Raw genomic sequence first — 26,340 nt, 5'->3', positions numbered from 1 at the left:
CTGACTGTAAATCAGCTGTCTACGACTTCGGGGGTTCGAATCCCTCACTCGCCACATTTTCGAAAGGGCTCCGCATCGCGAAGCCCTTTCGCGTGGCGGGTGAGGGATTCGCCCGGGAATCGATCCAGTGGATCGATTCCATGCAAGGCAGGGACCATCGATCCCCAACAATCGAAGCCGCCCGAGCACGTTGCGAGCCGGAGGGCGAGCAGATGCGGATGCCCGCAGGGCAGACGCGGAATCCCTCACTCGCCACCAATAGAAAACGCCCGCAGCTGCGGGCGTTTTGCGTTGGTGGCTCGTTCGTCCGTGCGGCCGAGACGGCAGCACGCGCTGGGGGCGCGTGCCAGCCCGAAAGGGCTGGCACTGTAGAGCGCCACCGCGCACTCGCACAGCTGGGTTATGCATTTGTTCGTGGCGGGTGAGGGATTCGCCCGGGAATCGATCCAGTGGATCGATTCCATGCAAGGCAGGGACCATCGATCCCCAACAATCGAAGCCGCCCGAGCACGTTGCGAGCCGGAAGGCGAGCAGATGCGGACGCCCGCAGGGCAGACGCGGAATCCCGAACGCAATCACGAACTCGCGACAGCCGAACGAAAACGTCCGCGCGACCGGAACACAGAAATGGCGCACATCACGCCAGCGTCACCGATTCCCCATCTGCCAGCACCTTCGACTCGGCGACACCCTCGGTTTGCAGCGACGCAGCGACGCTAGCGGCAACCTGCAATCCCGCATTGTTCAGCAACCCGTCGTGAATGCCCAGTACACGCGTCGGCCGAATGTCACGCACGTACCGAAGCAAATCGACGGCTCGCAACCACGGAGCATCGATCGGAGTCACGAGTGTTTTGAAAGCTCCCTGTACTACGGGGTGAGCGTCGCCTGTCACCAGTACTTCATCGGCGATCAGATAGGCACGGTTCATCGGCCCGGCAATCTCCGGGTGCACGTCTGCGTGTCTGTCACCGCTGACCGCAACATTGACTCCGTTTACGACGAACGACTGCCCCGAAACGGCCTCTCGCAGCAACGGATGCTCGACGCAACCGGCAACGACATCTGCAGGAGCCCAGACCGGGATGCCTCTTGCAAGAGCATCCTCGAGGACGGTAACCGCAAAGTGGTCGTAATGCCCGTGCGTGAAGAGAACAGCGTCTATGGCATCCAGATCAGGCGGCTGCACCAGCTCACCCGGGTCGATCAGCAGACGAGATCCGCCGTGCTCGATGATCACGCAAGCGTGATGCACTTTGTGCACGACGGTCGATGGTTCATCGTGAGACATAGATCGCTCCTTGTGATCTCAACAGAAGGGAGCCTACCGTGCAGCGCAAGCAAGTAGCCGCGATCAAACGGTCCGGCCCCGAGTAGCCCACGCCACCAATGCCCCGGCGACAATCACAAGAGCACCCAGCAGCAGTACACTGACGGGCACGAGGCCGTACGCGAGCGCTAACCCCCACAGCACGCCTCCCGCCCAGAGCCCTCCGTCGACGGCGAGATTCCAGACGACCGACGCGCGGCCCGCATCCATTCGCTGCATCGTCGTGTGCAAGGTGACGGTCTGGATGATTCCCGCTCCTGCCCCGACGAGAACGGCTGCGGAAAGAGCCGGAATCGTGCCGGCGAGCAGGACCCCTATCGTTCCGCCGGCGACGACAGCAATCGCCCCGATAAGAGTCGTCGCGCTCGCAGGAATCCTGCCATCGAGCTCTCCCCCGAGCCAGCGCCCCACCGCGTTCGCCGCCTGCACACCGAACAGCAGCAACGCGGGATTGACCGACGCGGCAGCGAGGGCGGGCAGGCTCGTGAGGCCGTGCGAAAGCATCACAACGCCGAGCAGCAGGAACACCAGGACCGCCCACGGAACGCCGGCGGTGACTGCGTGCAAGCGACCCGAGATGAGTCGCTCACAGCCTTCAACGCGTTCGCGGGCATCCGCAGCCGTTGCCGGCACCGGCTCCGGTTTGCGTTCGACCCCTATCGGCACGCCAAAGGCAAGCGATGCTCCCACAACACCGGCGATCAACGCGCAGATGCCAAAAGCAGTGGGCGAGAACGCAACGGCAAGTTGCACACCGGCCGGCGCTCCTACCGCTGCAGCCGCCATCGTGATCAGACCGTACAGGCCCAAAGCTCGGCCCAGCGACTCCGGCGGCACTAAGAGTGCGACGCCCTGTGCTCCCGTGACGACCAAGATGCCGAATCCCGCTCCTCCCGCGACGGCTCCGGCAAGCAGCGCAAAGAGTTCGCTTGATAGGGCAGTCGCGAGCGCGCCGGCACCGAGCAGGCTCACGGAAGCCCCGAGCACGACGCGCAGTGTGAATTTGCGGACGAGCACTGGGGCGAATACCTGGACTCCCATCACGAACGCCATCATGGTGCCAAGGAAGAGGCTGCTCAGCTCAGGCGACCCGGGCCGAGTCACGGGCAGGAACGAATACAGCGAGAAGAAGATCGCGATGCCCAGCGCGACAGTAGCCGTAAGCGCAGCGACCGGGCCCCGCGCGGTTGCCCCCGCACGCGCCGCCCGTGAAGTGGAGTGACGCTGCTGCATGAGCACAGCCTAGGTTGTTTCCCGGACTTTGGCAGTGCTCGCAAGATGCGCTCAACTCAGCCGTGCCCGACTGCTTGGTTTCTAGACAAATCTGCTCAAGTGCTTGTTTTTTCGGGCTCTACACGAGAAAACAAGCAACTCGGCACCGCAGCGGTCGAGACGACGGCCAGTGTCAGCCTTGGAGTCGATGCTCGAGGCCGAGCTTCACGGTCGGCCACTCGCCGGGCAGAATCGAGTACACCACGGTGTCGCGCATCTGGCCCCCGGTCATGATCTCGTGGTTGCGCAGCACGCCATCGAGCTTTGCTCCGAGCTTCTCGATGCCGGCCCGAGACTGGCGGTTGTGCCAGTGGGTACGAAACTCCACCGCGATGCAGTCGAGTTCTTCGAAAGCACGCGTCAGCAGAAGAAGTTTTGTGGCCGGATTGATCCGCGTGCCGTGCGTCGAAGCGGCGAGCCAGGTCGAACCGATTTCGACACGGCGGTTCAGTGCATTGATGTTCATGAACGTGGTCTGTCCGACAATGCGGCCGGATGCGCTATCCACGATCGTCCAGGGCGCCATCGTTTCCTTCGACTGCAGCGAGAGACGACGCTCGATGTCTGCCTCGACCTTCTCGGGCCTGGGCGGGAACGTGTACCAGGCCTTCCACAGTTCACCGTCACGCACAGCATCCCGCAGCCCATCCGCGTGCTCCATCGTCAAAGGCTCCAGGCGCACGACATCGTTCTGCAGGAGCGGGTTGTCATGAAAGCTCATGACTTCATCGTAAACACGACGGCGACGCACGAACTACGGACGAATCGACCAAATGTCACGAAGCGCTGATCGGCTCGTCAGTTTTTCGCCTCCGATCAGTGTTTCGTACCCTCATCACACCGCTTCTCGCACCCTGCCTCGCCACCGGAAGGAACTCGGGGTTCGATGGATCCCCGATCTCAAGCGAGCAGCCGGGTCATCCGATCATCTTTGAAGTTTCAGCAACGGCGAGTCGGCCGACGGCTAGCATAGGCTCATGGCAGTTTCATCATTCGACATCGTCAGCAAGGTCGACCGAATGGAGGCCGACAACGCGGTCAACCAGGCCCGCAAGGAGGTCGATCAGCGGTACGACTTCAAGGGCATCGGCGCCGACGTCTCATGGCAGGGCGAGCAGGTGCTCCTCAAAGCCAGCACGGAAGAACGCGTGCGCGCGGTGCTCGACGTCGTGCAGTCGAAGTTCATCAAGCGCGGCATCGATCTGAAGATGCTGGACATCGGCGACCCGTATCCCAGCGGTAAGGAGTTCCGGGTCGAAATCGGGCTGAAGAACGGCATCTCGAGCGAGAACGCCAAGAAGATCGCAAAGGTGATTCGCGAAGACGCTCCGAAGTCGGTCAAGAGTCAGATTCAAGGCGACGAGCTGCGTGTGCAGTCGAAGAGCCGCGACGACCTGCAGCTGACGATTCGCCTGCTCAAGGGCGAAGACTTCGAGATCGATCTGCAGTTCATCAACTTCCGCTAACGGGCCGCAAGAGCGACACAGTGGACTTTCTGCCCCTCGCGCTGACGGGAAGCAGCGTCTTGGGCGCGATCATCCTGACGGCCGACGTCATCCTGCGTGTCGTCGCGCTTGTGGTCATCCCGTACAACCGACGACCTGCCGCCGCCGTCGCGTGGCTGTTGCTCATCATGATCAACCCGTTCATCGGCTGGATCATCTTCAGCGTGCTCGGGAACACACGCCTGCCGAAGCGACGCCGCAACAAAATGCGACAGATTCGTCAGCTCGTGGCCCAGCGCGTCGGCGACGTCGAAGACGCTGCGGACGCGAACCGCACTGCGAAATGGCTGCCCGGCATCATCAGCATGAACCGACGGTTGACCGCCATGCCCCACGTCGCGGGCAACGAGATCACCGTCATCAACGAATTCGAAGACCAGATCGACGCCATGGTGCGCGCGATCGACGGCTCGAAGCATCGTGTCCACGTGCAGTTCTATCTGCTCGTCGAGTCGACCAGGACGCGCCGTTTCTTCGATGCGCTCGCCAGGGCGAAGGAACGCGGAGTGCAGGTACGCGTACTCATCGACCACGTGACAGCGGTTCGGTACCCGCGCCGCAAAGAGACGGAGGCCAGGCTCGCCGCCATGGGAGCCCAGCTGCTCTACATGATGCCGCTTCGCCCGTGGCGCGGCCAGTGGCAGCGTATGGACCTTCGGAATCACAGGAAGCTCCTCGTCATCGACGGCAGGGTGGGTTTCGTCGGCTCGCTGAACCTGATCGACCCCTCGTACCTGTGGAAGAAGAACATTCGCCGCGGACTCGTATGGCGTGATCTCTGGGTCGAAGTGCGCGGGCCGCTCGTCACGGAGCTGGATGCGCTCTTCATGTCCGACTGGTGGGTCGAGTCCGACGAACTGCTGGACGTGCTGGAGAACTCGGAGCAGCCGGGCCCGATAGAAGCCTCCCTGATCCCGAGCGGCCCCGGATTCTCCGGCGAGGTGAATCTGCGCGTCTTCTCCGAACTCGTGCACGCCGCGAAGGAGCGGCTCATCATCGTCAGCCCCTACTTCGTGCCCGACGACGCCATGAGTTACGCGATCACGTCGGCCGCGATGCGAGGCGTGCGCGTCGAACTCTACGCGAGCGCGATCGGCGACCAGTTCTGGACGTTCCACGCCCAGCGCTCGTACTACGAGGCGCTACTGCGGGCAGGTGTGAAGATCTACCTGTACTCGGAGCCGACCGTACTGCACACGAAGTACATGATCTTCGACGACCACGCGACCATCATCGGTTCGTCGAACATCGATATGCGTTCGTTTCTGCTCAACTTCGAGGTCTCCATTCTCACCGAGGGCCCCGAAATGGTGCACGAACTCAATCGCGTGACTGATCAGTACCGCCGGTCGTCCCAGCTGCTCACACTGGACGCCTGGCTTGCGCGGCCCGCAATAACGCGCGTCTTCGACAACGTTGCGCGACTGACAAGCGCGCTGCAGTAACCGGCCCGGAAGGAGAAGACATGACACGTTGGTTGGTTACGGGAGGCGCAGGCTACATCGGTGCGCACGTCGCCGAGGCACTGCTCGAGTCCGGTCGCGACGTGACCGTCATCGACAACTTCGCGAGCGGCCACGACGCCTTCGTGCCGGAGGGTACGAGGCTTGTGCGGGCATCCGTACTCGACGAGCGTGCCGTCGCGGATGCGCTCTCGGAAACCGACGGGGTCATCCATCTGGCCGGCTTCAAGTACGCGGGCGAATCGGTCAAGCGCCCCCTGCATACGTACACGCAGAACGTCACCGGCACCGTGACGCTGCTGGAGGGGATGCGCGACGCCGGCGTCGAGAACATCGTCTTCTCGTCGAGCGCCGGAGTGTACGGGACACCCGATGTCGATCGGGTCACGGAGGCGACAGCACCCGCACCGGAGTCGCCATATGGCGAGAGCAAGCTGATCGGCGAGTGGCTGCTCTGGAACGAGCTGCGCAGAGCCGAACTGCACGGCGAAACGTTCCGGCCGGTCGCGCTGCGCTACTTCAACGTCATCGGCTCCGCGACGGGTCGCATTCGCGATACGAGCCCCCACAATCTCGTGCCGAAAGTGCTGACCATGCTCGCCGAGGGCCGTGCACCCGTGATCAACGGCGGTGACTATCCGACGCCGGACGGCACGAACGTGCGCGATTACGTGCACGTGCAGGATGTCGCACTCGCGCACGTCGCCGCAGCTGCTCGACTCGAATCGGATGAGCCCGTCGAGCGCATCTACAACCTCGGCTCGGGAACCGGCTCGTCTACGCGGGAGGTCATGGAGGCGATCCTGGCAGCGGCAGCACCCGGCACGGCAGCGGAGCTGGGCCCTCGTCGACCGGGCGATCCCGCATCCATCGTCGCCGACGGCACCCTCGCCGCCCGCGACCTGGACTGGCGGATGCGGCACTCACTGCAGGATGTCATCCGCTCGGCCGTCGAAGCCGCCAAAGCACAGTAGGGCCCACCGTGCACGCGCCCCGCACGCTTCGTCAACTTCTCGGTCGCTGGGCGACGACACGCCGCAAAAGCGCTCTCTCAGCGCCAGGAGACCGAGAAGTTTGCGCTGCCGAGGAGTGCCTGCCCCCTGAGCAGCATTCGCCCTGAGCAACATTCGCCCTGAGCAGCAAGCACCCTGAGCAGCAGAACCCCTGAGCATATTAGAGAGTCGGGCGACTGCCCGGCCGTCGGTTCGTGCAAACTTCTCGGTGCTTTTGCGTCAACACGCCGGCGCACGTACGGCGAGTCGTCCGAAATGCACCGAGAAGTTGCCACGGATTCGAATGAATGCCGCACGGCCGAGCGAGCGCGGAATCTGCAGGGCGGAGCTACTTGCCGCGGGAGACCTGAATCATCTCCTCACGTGGCACGACCTTGATGCGCTCGCGGCCCTGCAGGTTGCCGAGCGAACGCTCGTGCTCATCCAGCCGGATCCAGCCTTCGACATCGGTGTACTCGATACCGCGCTCATCCAGGAGCTCGATGATCGCGTCTTCGTGCGGGTGCTCGGGCGTCCACCAGGTGTCCTCATCGGCGAGGAGGTTTTCGATCGTCTCCTTCGCATCGGACTTCGTGTGGCCTATGAGCCCAACGGGACCGCGCTTGATCCAGCCCGTCGCGTAGAGTCCGCGAACCCGTTCGCCCCTGTCGACGACGCGGCCTCCCTCATTCGGGATGACGCCGTGCACCTCGTCGAACGGCACCTGCTCCAGCGGCGAAGAGTAGTAGCCGACGGCACGATACACCGCCTGCATGGGCAGATCGCGGAACTCTCCCGTCCCTTCGATGCCGCCGTCCTCCGTGGGGCGCGTGCGCTCGATGCGCAACGACTCAACCCTGCCATCACCTCTGATCTCCGCGGGGCGCGACCAGAAGTGCAAGTGCAACCGCCTCGTCGCCTCACCGGTTTCGCGTTCGCGCCACTGGTTCAGAACGCGCGAGATCACGAGGATCTGCTTATTCTTCTTCTGTTCTTCTTCGCTGGGGTCGACGTCGAAGTCTTCGTCGTACAGGATCATGTCGACGTTGTTCAGCTGGCCGAGTTCGCGCAGTTCGAGCGGCGTGAACTTCACACCGAGCGGGCCGCGGCGGCCGAACACGTGCACATCGGTGACCGGTGATGCCTCAAGCCCCGTGAGCACGTTATCGGGCACTTCGGTCGGTCGAAGATCCTCGGGGTGCTTCGCGAGCACGCGCGCGACGTCGAGCGCAACGTTGCCGTTACCGAGCACCGCGACCTGCTGCGCTTCGAGCGGCCACTCGCGGGAGACGTCCGGATGTCCGTCGTACCAGGAAACGAAATCGGCTGCTCCGAAGCTGCCTTCCAAGTCGACCCCTTCGATCTGCAGCGGCGCATCCTTCGTGGCCCCTGTCGCGAAGATGACGGCGTGATACCGCTGCTTCAGATCCTCCAGCGTGATGTCGGTACCGAAACGCACATTGCCGAACAGCCTGACGACACCGGCCTCGAGCACCTCGCGCAGCGCATTGATAATCGCTTTGATGCGGGGATGATCGGGAGCGACACCGTAGCGAACGAGTCCGTAGGGTGCCGGGAGCGCCTCGAACAGATCGATGCGCACATCCCGATCGGTCGCCTTCTTGAGGATGTCAGCTGCGTAGATGCCTGCGGGCCCTGCGCCGACCACTGCGATTCGGATAGGGGTCACGGGTTCCTCTCGTTACGTTCGACGGTCGACGACGCTGCGCGCGAACTCCTCCAGCCCGCGCCGCACGGGGCCTCGCGGAAGACCGTTCAACGCCTCCAGCCCGCGGGCTTGCCACTCGAGCGCAACCCGTCGTGTTTCCGCGGTAACGCTGTGCTCTTCGAGTTCAGCGACCGCATCGGTAAAGTCATCGCCCTCGCCGTGCGAGAGCTTGTCGCGCAGGCTGACCGACGCAGTATCGTCCATCCCGTCGAGCAGGAGAGTCGGCATCGTCGGCACGCCGGCACGCACGTCCGTTCCGGCCGGTTTGCCAGTGTTCGGGTCGTTCGACAGATCGATAACGTCGTCGACGAGCTGGAATGCGACACCGATCGCCTCTCCGAACTCGCGCATCGGCTGCCGGTACTTCTGATCCGCCCCCGAAACGATGATGCCGAGTTCGGCCGCGGCAGCGATGAGCGAACCGGTCTTGTCGGCGAGCACACGCAGGTAGTGTTCGACGGGGTCGGCATCGCGTGGCCCGAGCGTTTCATAGAGCTGACCGAGGCACAACCGTTCGAACGTGCGGGCCTGCAGATCCGCAACGTCCTCCCCGAGGGGCGCGGTGAGGGATGCCGCTCGCGAGAACAGCAAGTCGCCCGCGAGAATCGCAATCGAGTTTCCCCACACCGTGTGCGTCGACGGCACACCGCGACGGACATCCGCCTCGTCCATGACGTCGTCGTGATACAGGCTCGCCAGATGCGTGATCTCGACGACCGCGGCCGCGTCGATCACGTGATCGGTCGACCCCTCGCCCAGCTGCGCCGCCAGGAGCAACAGCATGGGGCGTACGCGCTTGCCCCCGGCCTCCTTCAGGTAGCGGGCAACGGAATCTGCGACCGGATCGGTAAAGCGCAGTACCTCGGCGAGTCGAACCTCGACTTGTTCGAGCCCCTGTTCGAGTCGATCGAGGGCAGCACGTTCGCGGGGAAGAGCGAATCGATCTCGGGAGAGGCCGAAGGCTGATGCGATTGTCGTCATTCGTCGGTGCCACGCGCTTTCAGGACGGACGGCATGCTGAGTTCTGGCGAGCGAGGCTTGTGTCCGCGGTGCAGCGCGACGACGCCCATACTCAGATTGCGGTGTGCGACTCGCGTGAACCCGGCCGTACGCAGCCACAGGCTCAGCGTCTGCTGGTCGGGCCAGCTCCGGATCGAGTCGACGAGGTACTTGTAGGATTCCGGGTTCGACGACATGAGTTTCGCCATACCGGGGATCGCGAGCTTCATGTAGGTGTCGTAGCCACGGCGCACAAACTTGACGGGAGGGCGCGAGAACTCGCACACGACGACGCGGCCCCCCGGCTTCAAGACACGGTAGAACTCTGCGAGCGCGGCCTTCGGCTGCTGCACGTTGCGCAGGCCGAAGGTGATCGTGACCGCATCGAACGTGCCGTCCTCGAACGGCAGCTTCTCGGCCGAACCGTGCACGAACTCGAGGTTCGGGTGTCGTTTGCGACCCTCTTCGATCATGCCTTCCGAGAGGTCGAGGCAGGTGACGAGTGCACCCTGCTTCGCCATAGGGGCGGCACTGGCTCCCGTTCCCGCTGCGACATCCAGGATTCGCTCACCCGTTTTCGGGTCGACCGCACGCGTCATCTGCACACGCCACAGCTGCGCCTGACCGAAAGTCATGAGGGTGTTCATGAAGTCATAGCGTTTCGCCGTGTCGTCGAACATTTGAGCAACGTCTTCCGGTTGCTTCTCCTGGTCAGCGGCACTCACGCTCTCCAGTCTAGCCCTCAGTGAACCGGGGTCTGTGAAGTACTCAGAGGATCCGTCCCGGGGATGATTTACACTGTTGCGTCTGCGCGAAGCGGGGGTCAATGCGCGGTACGTGCGACCCGACTCTGCATGGGGATCCAGATGCATTGACGAGCCATCAACCGCGGCGTCAAGCACTGTCTGCGGTCAAGCGCGGAGCGGTGACGAGCATACGGGTCTCCTGTCGAGAGCGCGCTTCTAGCTGCACTGAAAAACGGCGCTGTGCTCGAAAGTCGGCAAAAATCGCAGTGTCTCAGCACACAGTGCGAACAACGCCGCGGCTCGCAACAGTCCGCAAAGGGCGCGCCAAGCTGCGTGCATCCACCGACCGCGGGCCGACCCGTTGCCCTACACTCTTAGAGCGTGACTCTCACCGCTCACCTCACCGCTCGGACAGAGCAATTCGACGGTGGCCCGCCCCTTACCTACGCCGCCCCGTCGTCTCCGACCGTGTTTCTGCGCGGCGACGAGGGCATCGTCGGAATAGGCGAAACGCTGCGCCTCACGTTCACGGGCGACGACCGGTTCCGAGAAGCGGCCGATGCGTGGGATGCCCTGTGCGGTGCTGCGACCGTGCACGACCCCGTGGGTCTGCCCGGAACAGGCGTCGTGGCGTTCGGCACGTTCGCATTCGACGCGACGTCGCGCAGCGAGAGCGTGCTGATCATTCCCCAGATCGTCCTCGGCGAAGCGCAGGGGCAGCGGTGGATGACGCGCATCACCCTCGACGTCGAAGACTCCAGCTCGCCCGCGGCCGACCTGCTTCGCCCATCCGAGATTGAAGAGACACGAGTCGAACTGCAGCGTGGCCGTATTTCACCAGCCGCCTACGAGGGTGAAGTCGCCGCCGCACTGCAGGAGATTCGCTCCGGTGCCGTAACGAAGCTGGTTGTTGCACGCGACCTCGTTGGCCAATTGCCGGCGAACGCAGACCTGCGCAGCGTCGTACGAGAACTGCGCCGCCGCTATCCGACCGCCATGACCTATTCGGTCGACGGGATGCTCGGCGCATCCCCTGAGACACTCGTGCGTGCGCGAGACGGACGGTTCTGGATGCGAGTGCTCGCCGGCACTGCCCCTCGCGGTGCCACGGGAGCGCTGGATGCCGAAGCCGCGGACGCACTCGCGAACAGCAGGAAGAACGTCGACGAGCACGCATTCGCGGTCGACAGCGCGCTCGCATCGTTGCGTGAGCTCGGGCTCACGGCTACTGCGGGGGAGGCCTTCACGCTCCAGCTGCCGAACCTGTGGCACATCGCAACGGACATCGAAGGGGTGCTCGGCGAGCAGTCGACGTTGCGGATGCTCGAGGAGATTCACCCGACGGCAGCGGTCGGCGGAACACCGACCGTCGCGGCCATGGAGCTCATTCGCAAGGTCGAGGGGCTCGACCGTGGCCGTTACGCGGCGCCCGTCGGCTGGGTCGATTCGCAGGGCAACGCCACGTGGGCGATCGCGCTACGCGGCGCGGAGGTCGCCGCGAGCGGTGCGATCCGGGCCTTCGCGGGCGCCGGCATCGTTACCGGAAGCGACTCCCGCGCTGAACTGCGCGAGACGGACATCAAGTTCAGGCCCATTCGCGACGCCTTCGCGGACCCGCTGCCGCCCGAAATCCCGTCCTGACCATCCCAGGGTGCGAAAAACTTCGAAGAAAGACCATCACATACCGAAGTTTTTCGAATCCTGCAGGGGTAGGGTGCGAAAAACTTCGAAGAAAGACCGTCACGCTTCGAAGTTTTTCGACACCGAGGGGTGTCGAAGCCGACATTGACAGTTCTCGGCATCGGAGACATCGGCGACATCGGTGACGGCAGTGACGACGGAAGCACGTGCACCAGGCGCGGAGCTCAGTCGTCGAGTTCAACTTCGACGATGCACGTTGACGAATCCGTCAGCGCACGCTCAAGCCCGGCGCGGTCGCGCACACGCACGTACGCCCATCCGTAGGCCGCGGCGAGCCGCTCGAACGACACGGTGTGCGGCGTACGTTGCACGCGCGTGAAGTCGTCAGGGTCGGCGCTCTGAGCGACTTCGAGATCATCGAAGATCGTACCCCCGCGGTCGTTGCCGATCACGATCTGGATGCGCGGTCTCACCTCACCGGGCGCCACGAGCAGACCTCCGACATCGTGCAGCGCCGTTATGTCGCCGATGAGGACGCGGGTCACGCCGCCCCGTTGCTCGCGGTCCAGCGCCGTTGCGATGCCCCGTGCTGTTGATACGGTGCCGTCGATACCGGCGAGCCCGCGGTTCGAATGCACCGTGATCGCCTTGCCCGCGACCGTGCGGTCGAGCACTCGAATGAGCCGCGAGGCCCCCAGCACGAGCCGGTCGTGCGGCCAGGTGTGCTCCCAGACGCTGCGCACAAGCGCGGCCCTGTCGACGCTTCTTCGTGCCTGCCGCAAGCCTTCTTTCGCGAGCTCTCGTCGGTTGAGACCTTCGATCGAAAGCGGCTCGGCATCCGACTCCCGCAGCACGCGGTCTGCGATGACCCACTCACCCAGCCACGAGCGGTCGGTTTCGTCTTCTGCAGCCGCGAGCCGGCCGAACAGCGCTTCACCCGGGACGTTATCCCCGTGTCGTGCGGCGACGAGCACCTCGACGTCGGAGCGCGCGAGCAGGCGCGTCACAGCACGATCAAGGGTCGGATGCCCGAATACGATCACGCGTCGCACACGGTCGGCCAGCGGGGTGTCGAGCAGCCGGACGCTGACGCACTCGCGCCCGTGACGTGCACCGCTGGAGGGCTCGGCGATCAGCGGCACCTGCAACCGGTGCGCCAAGTCGTTAGGGCTCTGGTCGCGACCCGCGTCGGCGCCGGCAACGATCACAGTGCAGTCGGCCGCATGCACGGGAATCTCGGCGCGCTCTTTCGGAGGCCGAGATGATTCCGGTGGAATCGGCGCCAGCGGGTCGCCTCCCGAGAGGGGCTCCCGCAATCGCACATTGCACTGCACCGGCCCCGCTGCGGTGCCGACGCCGCCGAGCGCCGCTGCGACAGCAGACCCCGCATCCTCTTCCGGGCTCACCAACGCGTCGGCCTCGACAACGCTCTGCATTCGCAGAGCAGCACCGAACAGTGTGGTCTGATCGGTTGTCTGGTTGGCGCGGGTGCCCTGCAGCTCAGCCGGCCGGTCGGCCGTCAGCAGCAGCAGCGGCACGTCGCTGTGATGCGCTTCCAGCACTCCCGGGTGCAGATTCGCGACCGCGGTGCCGCTGGTCACAATAACCGCGGCGGGGATGCCCGTCTCACGAGCGAGCCCCAGCGCAAAAAACCCGGCAGAGCGTTCGTCGATTCGTACGTGCAGTTCCGCGTTGCCGGCTCGCGACTGCGCTGCGGCCGCGAGCGCGAGCGCTTGCGATCGAGATCCGGGGCAAACGACGAAGTCGGTCACACCCTCCCCTATGAGCGCCGCGATGAGCCGCGCCGCGTACGCGCCGGCACCGAGGTTACTGCGCTCAAGAGTCAAGGGCTGTCACCTTCCGGTTCGATGCCTGCGCGCCGCGCCTCCGTAGGGCAGTCGGAGCTGTTTCGTTACGTTCATTATCGGATACGGTCTGCCCTGCTCGGTTCCGATGTGCCTTTTCTCGGTCTCTATCGCGGGCCGACGTAATTCGCTTGGCTGCTCGTATTGACCGGGAAATGGCACGGGCAAGACCTCAGGTGCACGGAAATGTGGGTATGGCCCCCTACATGAACCTCCCGCGCCCTCGTTCGTGCACTTCGACGCTCTGCCGCAAGAGCTCCGCGACAGTGCCACGGCGCGCACCGAAGCTCGTGCATCGCAGCGCGTTACGCACCGGGACGTTCCCCTTTACCCGTTGCATCGCTCGTGCCGTTGCCGTTGTTGGATTCGGAATCGTCGTGCTCTTCCTCGGCTTCGTCGGATTCCTGCGCTTCGCGCTCTGCGGCCTCTTGAGCCTCTTCGGCCTCGAGTGCCTCGAGCTGCTCCTCGATCTCGCGGATACGACGGTCGGCTTCCTCGTCGCTGATGCGCGACTCGCTTTCACTCGGCTCATCGTCTTTCGCGACGACGGTGCCCATGCTTCTGGGGCCCTTGCCGATGAGCACCCATGCGAGCGGGCCGAAGATCGGAATAACCACGATGATGACGATCCACAGGACCCGGTTCAGGCGACGAATGCGCGCGTCTTCTGTCACCGTCAGGTCGATCAACGAATAGATCAACAACACGACGGCGATCAGGATTCCTGCCAGTATCGCTCTCGCCATACATACAAGCGTAACGGCACCGTAGACTCGATGCTTGTGACGGTCTTCCTGAAGTACGCCGCAATCAGGCTCTCGCTGTTCGCCATCCCGTTCCTCGTCATGGTGTTCGTGGGGTGGCATCCGCTGCTGGCGGGCGGTCTCTCGCTCATTTTCGCAGCGCTCGCGAGCTACATTTTCCTGCGCAAGCAGAAGGCAGAAGTGTCGGAAGCGCTGACGGAACGAGCCGAACGCCGCAAGCGGGAGAAGGACGCTGCGGCCGCTGCGAAAGAGCGCGACGAGAATGTAGAGGATGCAATCCTCGACGAGCAGGCGCCAGAACAGGATGCACGCCCCGAGTCCGACGAGCGCGCCGACTCGACAGCCGCCGACGACGACGGCGCGGCATCGGCCGACGAACCCGGCATCGGGGCCGACGATGCTTCCCCCGTCAATGCTCACGATGACGAGGCACACCCCGAAGAAGACCCTCAAACTGCAGAGGCGTTGCCAGACGAAGACCCTCAGACTGACCGGACGACAGCGGCTGAGATCGCTGAAGTCGATGAAACGTCAACAGGCGAGAGCACTCACGTTGATGAGAAGTCAACGACAGGACTCGACGATGCGGATGCGCAAGACGACGAGCCCGACGCGGGCGGGCATCCCAAACTCGACTGAGCTCTGCAAACTTCACCGGACGGGCGGGTGGCTGCGCGTCGCGGGCGGCGGTTAGACGTGGGGGTTGAAGAACCCGACGATGCCGCCCCAGAACGCGACACCGACGCCGACACCCAGTAGCAGGTTGGTGATGCCGGTCAACGTCAAGGCGAGGATGAAGTCGCGGGGTGTGCTCCCCATTGCGACGATGAGCACGGCGGGTAGGGCAATCAGCATGAGCAACAGCACCCAGGGCCCGTACATCAGCGCGAAGGCGTAGATCGCGACGAGTGAGAAGGGCGCCAGCATGAGCAACCCGTAGAGCACCTTGGAAACGGTCGGCCCGAGCAGCGTCGCGAGCGTTCGCTTCCCGGCCGCACGATCGGTTTCTATGTCGCGGATGTTGTTGACCAGCATGGCCGCGGCAGCAAGCAATCCGAGTGCGACGCCGATGAGGACGGCGTCCTCCAGAATCTCGCCGCTCATCGCGTACACGGTGCCGACGACGGCGACGGGGCCGAAGAAGATGCCGCTGACGAGTTCGCCGAGCGCCATGTAACCGTAGGGCCGTTTGCCGCCCGTATAGAACCACGCGGCCAGGATCGCGACGGCACCGACCGCGAGCAGCCACCACTGCTGCCCGAGCAGGACGGCCGCGATGCCGGCAGCTCCCCCGGTTGCCAGAAAACCGAGAGCGACGTTGCGCACCGTTTTCGGAGCAGCTTTGCCAGAGCCCGTCAGGCGCCCCGGCCCGACTCGGCGGGCATCCGTGCCGCGCACGCCGTCCGAGAAGTCGTTCGCGAAGTTCACGCCGATCTGCATGAACAGTGCCAGCAAGAGACAGAGCACCGCGATCGGCCAGTTGAAGATGCCGTTGAAGACGGCGATGCCGCTCGCTGCGGCAACGGGTCCGATCGCCATGCCCAGCGTCCTTGGACGGGCCCCCTTCACCCAATCCCCTGCCGTGGCAGGGCGCAGTTCAGGAGTTACTGCGGTTTTCCGTTTCGCCGGATTTCCGCTGCGTTTCGCTTGTTCCCGCCGCGTCGTGCGGCGCCTGGCCCGATCGTTCATCGCATCCAGCGTAGAGGGTTCTCGCGTTCGAGCCGCCGCACGGGTCGCACCAGCGGTTCAGCCGAAGAGTCTGCGGCGCGTCGACTTCTGCGCGGTTCTGCTCGCGACGAGACGCTTGAGTTTACGACGGTCGGGCTTGCCGGAGTGCGTCGTCGGGATGGCCGAGACCGTCACGACATGGTTCGGCCTGGCGGGTTTCCCGAGCGCGTTGCCGACGGCAGAGCGGATTTCAGCGAGCGACGGCCTGGACGTCGTCACGACAACGGGAACCTCTCCCCACTTCGGGTCGGGGCCCGCAACGACGACGGCATCGGCCGCGAACACCTGCACGACGTGTTCGACAGCAGCGAGTGAGACGTTCATGCCGCCGGAGACGATCACGTCGTCAATGCGCCCCGAAACCTGCAGTTGGCCGCCGATCAGTGCTCCCGCGTCGCCCGTGCGATACCAGCGTGTGCCGCCGGCGTCGTGGTAGAAGCGTCGCTCGGTCAGTTCCGGCTCCTCGTGATAGCCGTCGGCGAGCGTCGGCCCGGAAATCTCGATCTGATCGGTTATGCGGATCTTCATGTCACCGATCGGCCTGCCGTCCCACACGCAGCCGCCGCAGGTCTCCGTCGCCCCGTAGGTGCGGGTGACCCGCCAACCGAGCATGGATGCCTTCTCGATCAGCCCCGCGGGTGCGCGCTGGCCGCCGAGCAGGATGCGATCCAGGCGGCGGATCGGCGCGATGAAGGACCGCTCGATTTCGGCCGCGTCGACGAGCCGCGCCAGCTGCGCCGGCACGAGCGAGGTGTATCTGCGGTCGTGCTCGAGTGTCTCCACCGCCTCCACGAAAGCTTCCGCCGTGAAGGATCCGGACGTGCGTACGAGCGGTGCACCAGAGGTCTCGTTGCGCCAGATCACGTTCTTCGCGGCGACGAACGCCTCCGGCAGCGACAGTACCCACTGGCCGGGGCCCCCGAGACGTTCGTTCGCGGCCTCGGTGGCTGCGCGAACCGCCCCTTCCGACAGCACGACGCTCTTCGGGGCACCCGAGGACCCGGAGGTCTCGAGAATATAGTTCATAGTCGCCGCTCCATCAGAACCGCCATGGGTAAGGAGACCAGTCGGGGTCGCGCTTCTGCAGAAACGCATCGCGCCCCTCCACGGCCTCATCGGTGCCGTACGCCAGCCTTGTCGCCTCACCTGCGAACAGTTGCTGACCGACAAGGCCGTCGTCTACTGCATTGAACGCATACTTCAGCATACGGATAGCGGTCGGGCTCTTGGTAAGAATCTCTTCCGCCCATTCGATCGCGGTCGGCTCCAGCGCTTCGTGCGGAACGGCGGCGTTGATCGCACCGTGACGCTCAGCGCGTTCTGCCGAGTACTCCCTCGCCAGGAAGAAGACCTCGCGCGCGAATTTCTGCCCCGTCTGCCTGGCCATGTACGCACTGCCGTACCCGGCGTCGAACGAGCCGACGTCGGCGTCGGTCTGCTTGAACTTCCCGTGCTCGATGCTCGCGATCGTCAGGTCGCAGACCACGTGCAGCGAGTGGCCGCCGCCTGCAGCCCATCCCGGCACGACGGCGATGACCACTTTCGGCATGAACCTGATCAAGCGCTGCACCTCGAGGATATGCAACCTGCCGGCCCTTGCAGCGTCGACCGGATCGGCATCCGACGTGCCCTCCTGGTACTTGTAGCCATCGCGGCCGCGGATGCGCTGATCGCCTCCCGAGCAGAACGCCCAGCCGCCGTCCTTGGGGCTCGGGCCGTTGCCCGTCAACAGCACGACGCCGACGCGCGGGTCGATTCTCGCGTCTTCCAGCGCCGTGTAGAGCTCATCGACGGTGTGCGGCCTGAACGCGTTGCGCACCTCTGGGCGGTCGAAAGCGATGCGGGCGATGCGGCCGTCCAGCGACCTGTGCGCGGTGATATCGCTGAATCGGTCGGAGCCCTCGGCGGGCCGCCACACGGTCGGGTCGAATAGCGCGGAAACAGTCACTGCATCAGGATACCGATGCGGGCATTACAGCAGGATCATCTCCACGATTGCCATAGGGCCGACCGGGTTGGAGATCACGAGCGTACCCGCAGCGATGATGGCCATCCACCTGTTGAAACTCCCCCGCTTCACGAAGCACATGATGATGCCCGCGAGTACCAGCAACGAGAGAATTCCCCAGAACGGCAGTAGCCCGTAGAACGCACCGATGCTGCCGAAGATCACCTGGAACATCCCGACCGCGGCGATCAGCAGGTGCAGACCTGCGGCGACCGCGGTCATGATTCCCCAGAGCGTCGATCGCGTGATCTGCTCGCCCGGGCGCAGCCTCGTGCCGACGATCCAGGGCACGTCCTCGGCATCCTGCTGTGGGCCTGCGGATGCTCCGTCAGAGAGGAGGGCCGCGTTCATCGGATACTGCCCGTGAGGAGGCTGACCAAAGCTCGGAGCCGGGCCCGGCTGAGGAGGCTGACCCGCGACACCGGGATTCTGCGGGTTCGCCGTCGGTGCGCCGAGCGGATTCGCTCTCGGCGACTGTTGACCCGTCGGCCCCCGACGGGACACCGCGGGCTGACCCTGCAACGGGTTGCCGTGCTGCGGCGGCCGGGGCGGGTTCCCGGATTGTCCCATCGGGTTGCTGTGCCCTGCAGGGGGCTGCTGAGGAGGCTTGCCGTGAGGATTCCCGATGGTCATATGCTTCAGTCTGCACCACAACCCATGAGCATTATCTGGGCAAACTCTGAACTCCAGCAGGAAGAATAGGCGTATGAAATGGACACTCCCATTCGCGCTCGAACACCTGCGCGTTGTCAGCATCCCGATGGCCGTTCGGTTTCGGGGCGTCGAAACGCGGGAGGTCGCGCTCTTCAACGGCGACGGGCTGACCGGCTGGGCCGAGTGGAGCCCCTTCCTCGAATACGAGCCGGCCGAGGCCGCCACGTGGCTGGCGGCGTGCATCCGTTCAACGGTTGAACGCCCGACGCTCCTGCGCGACAGGGTGCCCGTCAACGCGTCGCTGCCGGCCGTCGCTCCAGAGCGAGTGCAGACCGTGCTCGCGCGCTACGGACTGTGGCGAACGGTGAAGATCAAGGTGGCCGAGCGGGGCCAGTCGCTCGAGGACGACGTGGCGCGCGTTCGCAGCGTGCGGGAGCAGCATCCCGAAGCGCGCATCCGCATCGACGCCAACGGCGGCTGGGATCTCGATCAGGCCGAGCGGGCGCTGCGGGCGCTCTCCGCTTTCGATCTCGAATACGCCGAGCAGCCCGTCGCTGCCGTCGACGAGCTAGCGCAGTTGCGACGTCGCTTCGACGCGGTTCCCATCGCCGCCGATGAGAGCATCCGCAAGGCTGCTGATCCGCTCCGCGTTGCGCAGTTGGGTGCTGCGGACGTGATCGTGGTCAAAGCGCAGCCTCTTGGCGGTGTCAGGAGAGCACTGGAGATCATCGCCGAAACCGGGCTTCCCGCCGTCGTTTCGAGCGCTCTGGAGACGAGTGTCGGGCTCGCCGAGGGCGTGCAGCTCGCCGCTGCGCTCGACGACCTGCCGTACGACTGCGGGCTCGCGACCGGAGCGCTGCTGGGGGCGGATGTCACATACGAGCGGATGCTGCCCACCTGGGACGGCAGCGCCGCTGTTCTGCCGGCGATACTGCCGACGGTGGACGAGCACCTCGTCGACGAGCTCGCGGCACCCCGGGAGCGTCAGGAGCACTGGCGGGAGCGCTTGCGGCAGGCGTGGCAGCATCTTCCTGCCGACGTCGCGGACTGACCGGGCGGCTGCGCTTCAGGTCGTCTCGTATCGCGCCGGCACCGGGAGCCGGATGAGCTTGTCTGGCGCCGTGAAGCCCTCCGGCTCACAGACCCGAGTATGCGTGCAGACCTTCGAAGTACACGTTGACGACCGCGTAGTTGAACAGGATCGTGCCGAAGCCGATGAGGTTCAGCACCGCCGACGCAGTCCCTCGCCAGCCTCGCGTGGATCGCGCGTGCAGATAGCCCGCGTAGACGACCCAGATGATGAAGGTCCAGACCTCTTTCGTGTCCCACCCCCAGTAGCGGCCCCAGGACTGGTGAGCCCAGATCGCGCCGGCGATGAGGGTGAACGACCAGAACAGGAATCCGACGACTGCGAGCCGGTATGCGACGGTTTCGAGCGTGTCGGCCCCCGGGAGCGTCGAAACGAAACCGTTGTTCTTGAACCGGTGGCGGATGAGCTGCACGATACTCAGCCCCGACGAAATCGCCAGGAAGCCGATCGCGAGCGTCGCTACGAACACGTGCACGACGAGCCAGGCCGACTGCAGCGCCGGCGGCAGCGGGCTGATGGGCACGTAGTAGTTCACGGTGGCTGCTCCGAGGAAGAGCGTGGCCATCGCAGTGATGTAGACGCCGAGGAACCGCAGGTCGTTCCAGAACTGCGCGAAGATGAACACCGCGACGACGAGCACGACACCCGTCAACGCGAACTCGTACATGTTGGCCCACGGCACACGCTCGGCGGCGATGCCTCGCAGCACCGCCCCTCCGAGGTGCAGCAGCCACGCCATCACGGTTATCGCGAACCCGGCGCGCAACCAGTTGCGCCTCGGCTTTCGCGGCTTGACGAGCGTATCGCGGGCGGCCTCCGCCGGGACGGACACTGCGGCCGGTTCGCCCGCATCCGCATCGATGTGCGCGCCGCCGGCACCCACGAGTGACTTTCGTTTCGCTCGCACCGCTTCGGCCTCGGCCTTCACGTTCGAGCCGTGGCTGACGATGTCGAGCGCAAACAGCAAGAACGCGAGCGCGTACACGGCGATCGCCGTATACACCAGCAGTTGCGAGATGCTCTCCAGTTCCACGTGATCAGCCTACTCTTTCTCTTCTGGCGCGTCGGGTTCGTGCTCCTGCTGTTCCGTCTGCGCCTCTCCGGATGCCGATTCCTCAGCGTCCGGCTCCTCGCCCGCGGGGTCGGCTGGGCCACGTTCCCGCGCGAGTCGCTCGGCAAGATCCTGCACGGCCTTCTCGAGCCCCGGGTCTTCTCCCCTCGCGAGCCCTGCGATCTCGAGGCCCTTCGGGGTCGCCTTCACCCAAACCCTCCTGCGGGGCACGAGCAGCGCGAGCATGAGCCCGCCGAACAGCGCCACAGCGGACACGAGAGCAACGTGATTCATCGGGTCGGCCTGAATGTCGATGACCGCGTAGCGCACGACGCCGTCGAGCGATACCGTGCCCATGCCGCCCGGGAGGTCGACGCTATCGCCGGGCGCGAGCACGAGCGTCTCGTTCTCCGCGTCGCGGCCGGCGATCTGCGTCATGTCTTCCGTGTCGAGCATGTAGACATTGCGCGGGACACCTTCGTCGAGCCCGAGATCGCCCGTGTACACCTCGAGCGTCATGACAGGCTGGAAGAGATCGGGATACGCGGATGCGAGAGCACCGGTCTCCGTCTCGGCTGCCGTCGGGTAGAAGAAACCGCGCAGCCCCACTTGCTCTTCCAGCCCGTCTGGGAGCTTGATGACACCGAGGCTCGTGAGCTGATCGTCCTGCGCCAGGAAGGGAACCGGCTCATCGAAGACGACGTTGCCTTCCTCATCCTCCACGGTGATGACCGGAGCGTAACCGTTGGAGAGCAGGAACAGGTAACTGCCGTGCACGTACAGGGGTGCATTGACCTTGATCTCGTCATCGTACGAACCGTCCCGGTCGGTTATCGTGACGTGCCCCGTGAAGTCCGTCGGCATCCCGAACGCGTCCATGTTGTCGGTCTCGTACTCGACGTCGAGATCGTTCAGCTGGAACGAGTACTCGGGAAGATCGCTCTCGTCGAAGAACCGGCCCGGTTGGTAGAGATCCCAGCTGGACAGCGTGTTCGCGTACGAGTAGCCCTCGAAGACGAGTCGCTGGCCTTTGAAACCCCAGCCGTTCCCGACGGCAACGGCGACGAGCAGCACGACCATCAGCACGTGGAAGACGAGGTTGCCCGTCTCCTTGAGGTAGCCGCGCTCCGCAGACACTCCGGCGTCGGTGCGCCGCGTTCGGTAGCCGAGCTTCTTGAGCGTCTTCTGCGCGCCGTCCAGATCGTCGGCATCCCCTTCGATGACGGTGAAGCCGGGGAGGCGCCCGAGCCGAGCCGGCACCTTCGGCGGCGGGGTGCGCAGCGCCTTGAGATGGTGTTTGATGCGCGGCACGATGCAGCCGATAAGCGACACGAACAGCAGGATGTAGATCGCTGAGAACCAGTAGCTCTCGAAGACGTGGTGGAGTTGGAAGGCGTCATAGAGCCACAGCAGTTCCGGGTTCTCCTCGCGCACCTGGATGACGCCGTTGGGGTTGCTCATCTCCTGCGGCACGATGGAGCCGGGGACCGCCGCGAGCGCAAGCAGCAGGAGCAGCAGAATCGCCGTCCGCATCGACGTGAGCTGACGCCATGCCCAGCGCAGCCAGCCGAAGAATCCGAGCTCCGGGTTCTTCGGCGCCGTCCGCTTCTTGGGCGACGCGTCTACGTGATCATCGGGGCGCAGCGGGTCGCCGGCGCTCGCGCCATCGTCGCTGGAAGCGAGCTGCCGGTTCTCGGGAGGTTGTTGTTCAGAGGACGGTCGTGACACTGCCGATCCATATCGCTAGAGCATCCATAATCATCATCCAGACTCCCGTGATCATCAGCACACCGACGGCGATGAGGACGCTGCCGCCCACGATGTTCAACGTGCGCATGTGGCGTTTGACCCACGTTGCCGATTTCGTGGCCCAGCCGAATCCGATCGCCATGACCAGGAACGGGATGCCGAGCCCGAGCCCGTACATCAGCCCGAACAGCGCGCCCTGCCAGGCGGATCCGCTCGAGATCGACAGCGCACCGATCGCGGCGAGCACCGGGCCGGAGCAGGGTGTCCAGCCGATCGCGAAGGCGGCTCCGATAACGGGCGCGCTCCACAACGACGACGCATCGGAGACCTTGGGCTTCCATACGCGCTGCAGGAAGGACACCCGGCCGACGAAGATCAGCCCCGCGAGCAGCATCACGACGCCGAGCACGCGCAGCACGGGGTCGCGATATTGGATGAAGAAGATACCGATGCCCCCGACGACCGCGTTCATGGCGACGAAAACCGCGGTGAAGCCGAGGATGAACAGGGCGACGCCCACGAGCGTTCTGCGCATTGCGGGCTTACCTGTTGCGCCCGTCTGGATGGTCGTTTCGGTAGCGGATGCGGCTCCGGCCCCCGCAGCGCCCGCTGTCGTCGACCCTGTAACGGTCGCGGCAGCGGCCGGACCGCTCAGGGACCCGAGCAGCCCGAGATAGCCGGGAACGAGAGGGAGGACGCAGGGAGAGAGGAACGAAACGACGCCGGCGGCCAGCGCAATGATGAGGGCCACGAACAGTGGCCCTTCAAGCATCGTTTCGAGAACGCCCACGGTCAGGCGGCGAGTTCTTCGTTGAGCAGCGTCGACACGATCGACGTATCCTGCACAGCACCGGAGATTCGCGCGGCGACACGACCCTCTGCGTCGAGAATGATCGTCGTCGGCACGGCATTCGGAGCGATCTCTCCCGAGAACACTCGCTGCACCTCCGCGCCCTGGGCATCGAGGATCGACGGGTACTCGATGCCGAAGGTCTCGTCGAAGGAATGCGCCTGGGCGGCACCGTCGCGCACGTTGACGCCGACGAAGTTCACGCTGTCGCCGAACTCGTCGTGCAATTCGGCGAGGACGGGAGCCTCGATACGGCAAGGAGGGCACGCCGCGTACCAGAAGTTCACGAGCGTCACGCCGGCGTTCTCCTCCGTCGACCATTCGTCGCCATCGACGGTTTCACCACTGAACTGCATGGGCTGGCCGCGATCCGCAGGCGCTACTTCCGTGACGAATCCGTCGCCCGAGATATAGCCCGCCTCGCCGACCTGTCCCGCGACGCCATCGTTGCTCGAGCATCCGACCGCGAGCGCAGCTGCCGCCACGACCGCAGCGATCTTGAACGTCTTTCTCAGTGATCGCACTACACGGCCCCCGTATCGATACGCGCGATGTCGGCCGCCGGGTCTTCGTAACCGGTTTCGATGAAACGACCGTGCTCGCGGCGGAAGCTGGTGATGGAAGAAAGCGCACAGCGTCGTTTGCGAGGGTCGTGCCAGAGCCGCTGCCCCGCGAGGAACCGGTGCGTGATCCAAATCGGCGCCTGATGCATCACCATGACGATGTCGCCCTCGTCACCGGATTCCTCGAGCTCGTCCCACGCGTCTTCCATCGCGGCAACGACCCGGCCGGCCATCGCATCGTTCGCTTCGCCCCAACTCGGCTTCGCCGGATTCGCGATGAGCCGCCACTCGCTCGGCTTGCGCAGCGACGCCTTCAGATCGAACTTGCGCCCTTCGAAGGCGTTCCACGGTTCGATGATCCGCGGCTCCGTGCGGATCTCGAGGTCAAACTTTTCTGCCCACGGCCTCGCCGACTGCTGCGCACGCTCGAGCGGCGAAGCGTAGAGGCGCACGATCGTGGCGTCGCTCATGCTGTCGGCACTCACCTGTGCCATGAGTTCACCTCGCTCCGAGAGCCGGTAACCGGGGATGCGACCGTACAGGATGCCATCGGGGTTTTGTACCTCCCCGTGGCGCACCAAATGCAAGCGGCGTGGGGGCATATCGGACAGTTTACTTCGTCACCCTATGAAGGGTATTTCAAGGCTCCCCGCATCCAGCCACGGAAACAGCCCACAGGGCTCTTTCCCGCGGCCTCCCTGTGAAGGGTATTTCAAGACTTCCAGCGGTCATCCGAGGAAACAGTCCGCAGAATTCCTTCATAACGCACCCTATGAACTTCACTATCCCGCAGTGTCAGCGGAAGGCGGATGCTGTTCGTTCCTACAACGCTGCTGGTCAGGCTTCCCGAGCGACGCTGCCCGGATCGCAGATCGGAAGGTCTCGGTACGCTTACGGCTATGGACTCCCTGGACGTTTTCGTCATCGGTTGGCTCGCTTCCCTGCTGGGCGTGGTCGCCGCGAGCGCCTGGTGGCACTGGTTCTCGCACGAACCGAAGTGGTTCATCGGCGTGATGGCTCTCGTCCTGGTGGGCCTCATAGGTGCGATCGTGATGATGACGAACGGGATGCCCGTCTGGCTCGGGTGGACGACCGTCGGGCTGTCGACGCTCCTCACGATCTCGGGTGTCCTCTTGGTGGTGAGGTCGATGAGAGCGGACAGCAGACGTTCCACCGGTACGAAGTACTGACGAAACGACCGGCCGTCACGAAACACTGACCGACCGGTCCGTTTTTCGCGAGTTGTCCGTTTTTCGTGACGTCCCATCCGGATTCACCCGACCCTGCCCTGTCGTTGGTACTTCCGGCCGTACTCTCGTCGCCGTCGTCGTTAGTACACTGGCGTGGTGACTTCGAGAACTCTCATCAGCGACCTAGCAGCCCACGAGCCCGGCCCCGTATCGATTTCGGGATGGGTCGAGGTGATCCGTGATCAGAAGCGCGTGCAGTTCGTCATCCTGCGCGACGAATCCGGTTCGGCGCAGCTCGTGAACCCCGTGAACGATGCGACGGCCGATGTCGCTGCCACGATCTCCGCGCTCTCGCACGGATCCTTCCTGACGGTGGAGGGGCAGCTCAAGCACGACGAGCGCGTCAAGCTGGGTGGGCTCGAGGTGAAGATCGACGATCTGACCGTCGTGACGGCAGCCGAAGAGACCCCTATCGACTCGGAGACCGGCATCGACAAGCGCCTCGACTGGCGCTTCATCGACCTGCGTCGCCCGCAGGGTCGCCTGCTGTTCAAGGTGCAGACGACGATGCTGCACGCGATGCGCCAGTACTGGATCGACAACGACTTCACCGAGATCCACACCCCCAAGCTCATGGCTTCGGCGTCGGAGTCGCGCGCCGAGCTGTTCGAGGTGCCCTACTTCGAGACGACCGCCTACCTCGCGCAGTCACCCCAGCTGTTCAAGCAGATGGCGCAGGCTGCGGGCTTCGGCAAGGTGTTCGAGGTCGGCCCCGCCTTCCGCGCCGACCCCTCGTTCACGTCGCGCCACGCGACCGAGTTCACATCGATCGACAGCGAGATCTCCTGGATCGACTCGCACGAGGACGTCATGGTGATGCACGAGCAGCTGCTGCACGCAGCGTTCGCGGCCGTGGTTGAAAAGCACGGAGACGAGATCAAGGAGCTGTTCGAGATCGAACTGCAGGTTCCCTCTCTGCCGTTCCCGCGCATCCCGCACGCCGAGGTGAAGCAGATCGTCGCCGACCGCGGCCACGTGATCGAGCGCACAGACGGAGACCTCGACCCCGAGGCCGAGCGTCAGATCGCCGCCCACGTCAAGGAGACCACGGGCCACGACTTCGTGTTCGTCACCGACTTCCCGTCGACGGT

25 protein-coding genes are annotated in these 26,340 nt (G+C 64.6%); 8 read left to right on the top strand and 17 right to left on the bottom strand.

Annotation, left to right across the window (positions count from 1 at the left end; translation table 11 throughout):
- Positions 1-637 precede the first annotated feature (637 nt).
- The 3 genes from Q0O95_RS07120 to Q0O95_RS07110 form a co-directional block, all read right to left on the bottom strand.
- Positions 638-1,291 (bottom strand): MBL fold metallo-hydrolase, encoded by a 654-nt coding sequence (locus Q0O95_RS07120; protein ID WP_293696771.1) that lies wholly within the window; start codon positions 1,289-1,291, stop codon positions 638-640.
- Positions 1,292-1,354: 63 nt separating this feature from the next.
- Positions 1,355-2,563 carry an MFS transporter gene (locus tag Q0O95_RS07115; protein WP_293696769.1) on the bottom strand — a complete coding sequence of 403 codons (1,209 nt, stop codon included), beginning with the start codon at positions 2,561-2,563 and terminating at the stop codon, positions 1,355-1,357.
- A 172-nt stretch (positions 2,564-2,735) separates the two neighbouring features.
- Positions 2,736-3,323: a GNAT family protein gene (locus tag Q0O95_RS07110; protein ID WP_293696767.1), complete on the bottom strand. Its 588-nt coding sequence runs from the start codon at positions 3,321-3,323 to the stop codon at positions 2,736-2,738.
- Between the two features lie 256 nt (positions 3,324-3,579).
- On the opposite strand from Q0O95_RS07110, the gene Q0O95_RS07105 reads away from it, so the two are divergent.
- The 3 genes from Q0O95_RS07105 to galE are packed head-to-tail and all read left to right on the top strand — an operon-like array spanning position 3,580 to position 6,544.
- Positions 3,580-4,068, top strand: a complete 489-nt coding sequence (locus tag Q0O95_RS07105) for a YajQ family cyclic di-GMP-binding protein (protein WP_293696765.1) — start codon at positions 3,580-3,582, stop codon at positions 4,066-4,068.
- A gap of 20 nt (positions 4,069-4,088) precedes the next feature.
- Positions 4,089-5,552, top strand: coding sequence for a cardiolipin synthase (cls, locus tag Q0O95_RS07100; RefSeq protein WP_293696763.1), 1,464 nt, complete (start codon positions 4,089-4,091; stop codon positions 5,550-5,552).
- 20 nt (positions 5,553-5,572) lie between these two features.
- Positions 5,573-6,544 carry a UDP-glucose 4-epimerase GalE gene (gene galE, locus Q0O95_RS07095; RefSeq protein WP_293696761.1) on the top strand — a complete coding sequence of 324 codons (972 nt, stop codon included), beginning with the start codon at positions 5,573-5,575 and terminating at the stop codon, positions 6,542-6,544.
- Between the two features lie 367 nt (positions 6,545-6,911).
- Here galE and Q0O95_RS07090 read toward each other — a convergent pair whose 3' ends face one another.
- From Q0O95_RS07090 to Q0O95_RS07080, 3 genes are read right to left on the bottom strand one after another with little or no spacing between them, the layout of a single operon-like run.
- The gene (locus Q0O95_RS07090; protein WP_293696759.1) at positions 6,912-8,252 is read right to left on the bottom strand and encodes an FAD-dependent oxidoreductase; all 1,341 of its coding nucleotides are present in this window, start codon (positions 8,250-8,252) and stop codon (positions 6,912-6,914) included.
- Between the two features lie 12 nt (positions 8,253-8,264).
- Entirely contained in the window at positions 8,265-9,272 is a 1,008-nt protein-coding gene (locus Q0O95_RS07085; protein WP_293696757.1) for a polyprenyl synthetase family protein, read from the bottom strand.
- A complete protein-coding gene (locus Q0O95_RS07080) occupies positions 9,269-10,015 on the bottom strand; it encodes a class I SAM-dependent methyltransferase (protein WP_293696755.1) in 747 nt (248 codons plus the stop codon). Before Q0O95_RS07080 ends, Q0O95_RS07085 begins: the two co-directional genes overlap by 4 nt.
- Before the next feature lie 402 nt (positions 10,016-10,417).
- Here Q0O95_RS07080 and Q0O95_RS07075 point away from each other — a divergent pair, with 402 nt between their 5' ends.
- Positions 10,418-11,677, top strand: a complete 1,260-nt coding sequence (locus Q0O95_RS07075) for an isochorismate synthase MenF (RefSeq protein WP_293696754.1) — start codon at positions 10,418-10,420, stop codon at positions 11,675-11,677.
- Between the two features lie 224 nt (positions 11,678-11,901).
- Here Q0O95_RS07075 and menD read toward each other — a convergent pair whose 3' ends face one another.
- Positions 11,902-13,524 carry a 2-succinyl-5-enolpyruvyl-6-hydroxy-3-cyclohexene-1-carboxylic-acid synthase gene (gene menD / locus Q0O95_RS07070; protein WP_293696752.1) on the bottom strand — a complete coding sequence of 541 codons (1,623 nt, stop codon included), beginning with the start codon at positions 13,522-13,524 and terminating at the stop codon, positions 11,902-11,904.
- 323 nt (positions 13,525-13,847) lie between these two features.
- Positions 13,848-14,288 (bottom strand): PLDc N-terminal domain-containing protein, encoded by a 441-nt coding sequence (locus tag Q0O95_RS07065; RefSeq protein ID WP_293696750.1) that lies wholly within the window; start codon positions 14,286-14,288, stop codon positions 13,848-13,850.
- A gap of 36 nt (positions 14,289-14,324) precedes the next feature.
- Here Q0O95_RS07065 and Q0O95_RS07060 point away from each other — a divergent pair, with 36 nt between their 5' ends.
- The gene (locus Q0O95_RS07060) at positions 14,325-14,945 is read left to right on the top strand and encodes a DUF4229 domain-containing protein (RefSeq protein WP_293696748.1); all 621 of its coding nucleotides are present in this window, start codon (positions 14,325-14,327) and stop codon (positions 14,943-14,945) included.
- A 51-nt stretch (positions 14,946-14,996) separates the two neighbouring features.
- Here the strand turns inward: Q0O95_RS07060 and Q0O95_RS07055 are convergent, their stop codons facing one another.
- Genes Q0O95_RS07055 through Q0O95_RS07040 form a run of 4 tightly spaced genes read right to left on the bottom strand, consistent with a single transcriptional unit; the run spans position 14,997 to position 18,675 of the window.
- Positions 14,997-15,995 carry a 1,4-dihydroxy-2-naphthoate polyprenyltransferase gene (locus Q0O95_RS07055; protein WP_293696746.1) on the bottom strand — a complete coding sequence of 333 codons (999 nt, stop codon included), beginning with the start codon at positions 15,993-15,995 and terminating at the stop codon, positions 14,997-14,999.
- A 57-nt stretch (positions 15,996-16,052) separates the two neighbouring features.
- The gene (locus tag Q0O95_RS07050) at positions 16,053-17,060 is read right to left on the bottom strand and encodes an AMP-binding protein (RefSeq protein WP_293696745.1); all 1,008 of its coding nucleotides are present in this window, start codon (positions 17,058-17,060) and stop codon (positions 16,053-16,055) included.
- Positions 17,061-17,073: 13 nt separating this feature from the next.
- Positions 17,074-17,982 carry a 1,4-dihydroxy-2-naphthoyl-CoA synthase gene (locus Q0O95_RS07045; protein WP_293696743.1) on the bottom strand — a complete coding sequence of 303 codons (909 nt, stop codon included), beginning with the start codon at positions 17,980-17,982 and terminating at the stop codon, positions 17,074-17,076.
- 24 nt (positions 17,983-18,006) lie between these two features.
- Positions 18,007-18,675, bottom strand: a complete 669-nt coding sequence (locus tag Q0O95_RS07040; protein ID WP_293696741.1) for a hypothetical protein — start codon at positions 18,673-18,675, stop codon at positions 18,007-18,009.
- A 73-nt stretch (positions 18,676-18,748) separates the two neighbouring features.
- On the opposite strand from Q0O95_RS07040, the gene Q0O95_RS07035 reads away from it, so the two are divergent.
- Positions 18,749-19,747, top strand: a complete 999-nt coding sequence (locus Q0O95_RS07035; RefSeq protein ID WP_293696739.1) for an o-succinylbenzoate synthase — start codon at positions 18,749-18,751, stop codon at positions 19,745-19,747.
- An 85-nt stretch (positions 19,748-19,832) separates the two neighbouring features.
- Here the strand turns inward: Q0O95_RS07035 and ccsB are convergent, their stop codons facing one another.
- From ccsB to Q0O95_RS07010, 5 genes are read right to left on the bottom strand one after another with little or no spacing between them, the layout of a single operon-like run.
- Complete coding sequence (gene ccsB / locus Q0O95_RS07030; protein ID WP_293696737.1) at positions 19,833-20,819, bottom strand: c-type cytochrome biogenesis protein CcsB; 987 nt, start codon at positions 20,817-20,819, stop codon at positions 19,833-19,835.
- Positions 20,820-20,828: 9 nt separating this feature from the next.
- Positions 20,829-22,565 carry a cytochrome c biogenesis protein ResB gene (locus tag Q0O95_RS07025; RefSeq protein WP_293696735.1) on the bottom strand — a complete coding sequence of 579 codons (1,737 nt, stop codon included), beginning with the start codon at positions 22,563-22,565 and terminating at the stop codon, positions 20,829-20,831.
- Complete coding sequence (locus tag Q0O95_RS07020) at positions 22,546-23,376, bottom strand: cytochrome c biogenesis protein CcdA (protein WP_293696733.1); 831 nt, start codon at positions 23,374-23,376, stop codon at positions 22,546-22,548. The genes Q0O95_RS07025 and Q0O95_RS07020 overlap by 20 nt, the downstream gene beginning before the upstream one ends.
- Before the next feature lie 2 nt (positions 23,377-23,378).
- Positions 23,379-23,960 carry a TlpA disulfide reductase family protein gene (locus tag Q0O95_RS07015; protein ID WP_293696731.1) on the bottom strand — a complete coding sequence of 194 codons (582 nt, stop codon included), beginning with the start codon at positions 23,958-23,960 and terminating at the stop codon, positions 23,379-23,381.
- Positions 23,960-24,601, bottom strand: a complete 642-nt coding sequence (locus tag Q0O95_RS07010) for a histidine phosphatase family protein (RefSeq protein WP_293696729.1) — start codon at positions 24,599-24,601, stop codon at positions 23,960-23,962. The genes Q0O95_RS07015 and Q0O95_RS07010 overlap by 1 nt, the downstream gene beginning before the upstream one ends.
- A 297-nt stretch (positions 24,602-24,898) precedes the next feature.
- Here Q0O95_RS07010 and Q0O95_RS07005 point away from each other — a divergent pair, with 297 nt between their 5' ends.
- Together Q0O95_RS07005 and Q0O95_RS07000 are read left to right on the top strand one after the other, a co-directional pair.
- Entirely contained in the window at positions 24,899-25,189 is a 291-nt protein-coding gene (locus Q0O95_RS07005) for a hypothetical protein (RefSeq protein WP_293696727.1), read from the top strand.
- A gap of 156 nt (positions 25,190-25,345) precedes the next feature.
- A partial coding sequence (locus Q0O95_RS07000; protein WP_293696725.1) for an amino acid--tRNA ligase-related protein occupies positions 25,346-26,340 on the top strand: 995 nt, incomplete at its 3' end.

Source organism: uncultured Agrococcus sp., from assembly GCF_945915485.1.
GTDB lineage: Bacteria > Actinomycetota > Actinomycetes > Actinomycetales > Microbacteriaceae > Agrococcus.
This window is presented reverse-complemented; position numbering and strand designations above follow the sequence as displayed.

Excerpts from the sequence above, each read along its gene's own strand:
- Q0O95_RS07055 (WP_293696746.1), bottom strand. The coding sequence starts at position 15,995 with ATGAACGATCGGGCCAGGCGCCGCACGACGCGGCGGGAACAAGCGAAA.
- Q0O95_RS07065 (WP_293696750.1), bottom strand. The coding sequence starts at position 14,288 with ATGGCGAGAGCGATACTGGCAGGAATCCTGATCGCCGTCGTGTTGTTG.
- Q0O95_RS07050 (WP_293696745.1), bottom strand. The coding sequence starts at position 17,060 with ATGAACTATATTCTCGAGACCTCCGGGTCCTCGGGTGCCCCGAAGAGC.
- Q0O95_RS07105 (WP_293696765.1), top strand. The coding sequence starts at position 3,580 with ATGGCAGTTTCATCATTCGACATCGTCAGCAAGGTCGACCGAATGGAG.
- Q0O95_RS07040 (WP_293696741.1), bottom strand. The coding sequence starts at position 18,675 with ATGACCATCGGGAATCCTCACGGCAAGCCTCCTCAGCAGCCCCCTGCA.
- galE (WP_293696761.1), top strand. The coding sequence starts at position 5,573 with ATGACACGTTGGTTGGTTACGGGAGGCGCAGGCTACATCGGTGCGCAC.
- Q0O95_RS07085 (WP_293696757.1), bottom strand. The coding sequence starts at position 9,272 with ATGACGACAATCGCATCAGCCTTCGGCCTCTCCCGAGATCGATTCGCT.
- Q0O95_RS07120 (WP_293696771.1), bottom strand. The coding sequence starts at position 1,291 with ATGTCTCACGATGAACCATCGACCGTCGTGCACAAAGTGCATCACGCT.
- Q0O95_RS07010 (WP_293696729.1), bottom strand. The coding sequence starts at position 24,601 with ATGCCCCCACGCCGCTTGCATTTGGTGCGCCACGGGGAGGTACAAAAC.
- Q0O95_RS07115 (WP_293696769.1), bottom strand. The coding sequence starts at position 2,563 with ATGCAGCAGCGTCACTCCACTTCACGGGCGGCGCGTGCGGGGGCAACC.
- Q0O95_RS07035 (WP_293696739.1), top strand. The coding sequence starts at position 18,749 with ATGAAATGGACACTCCCATTCGCGCTCGAACACCTGCGCGTTGTCAGC.
- Q0O95_RS07110 (WP_293696767.1), bottom strand. The coding sequence starts at position 3,323 with ATGAGCTTTCATGACAACCCGCTCCTGCAGAACGATGTCGTGCGCCTG.
- Q0O95_RS07005 (WP_293696727.1), top strand. The coding sequence starts at position 24,899 with ATGGACTCCCTGGACGTTTTCGTCATCGGTTGGCTCGCTTCCCTGCTG.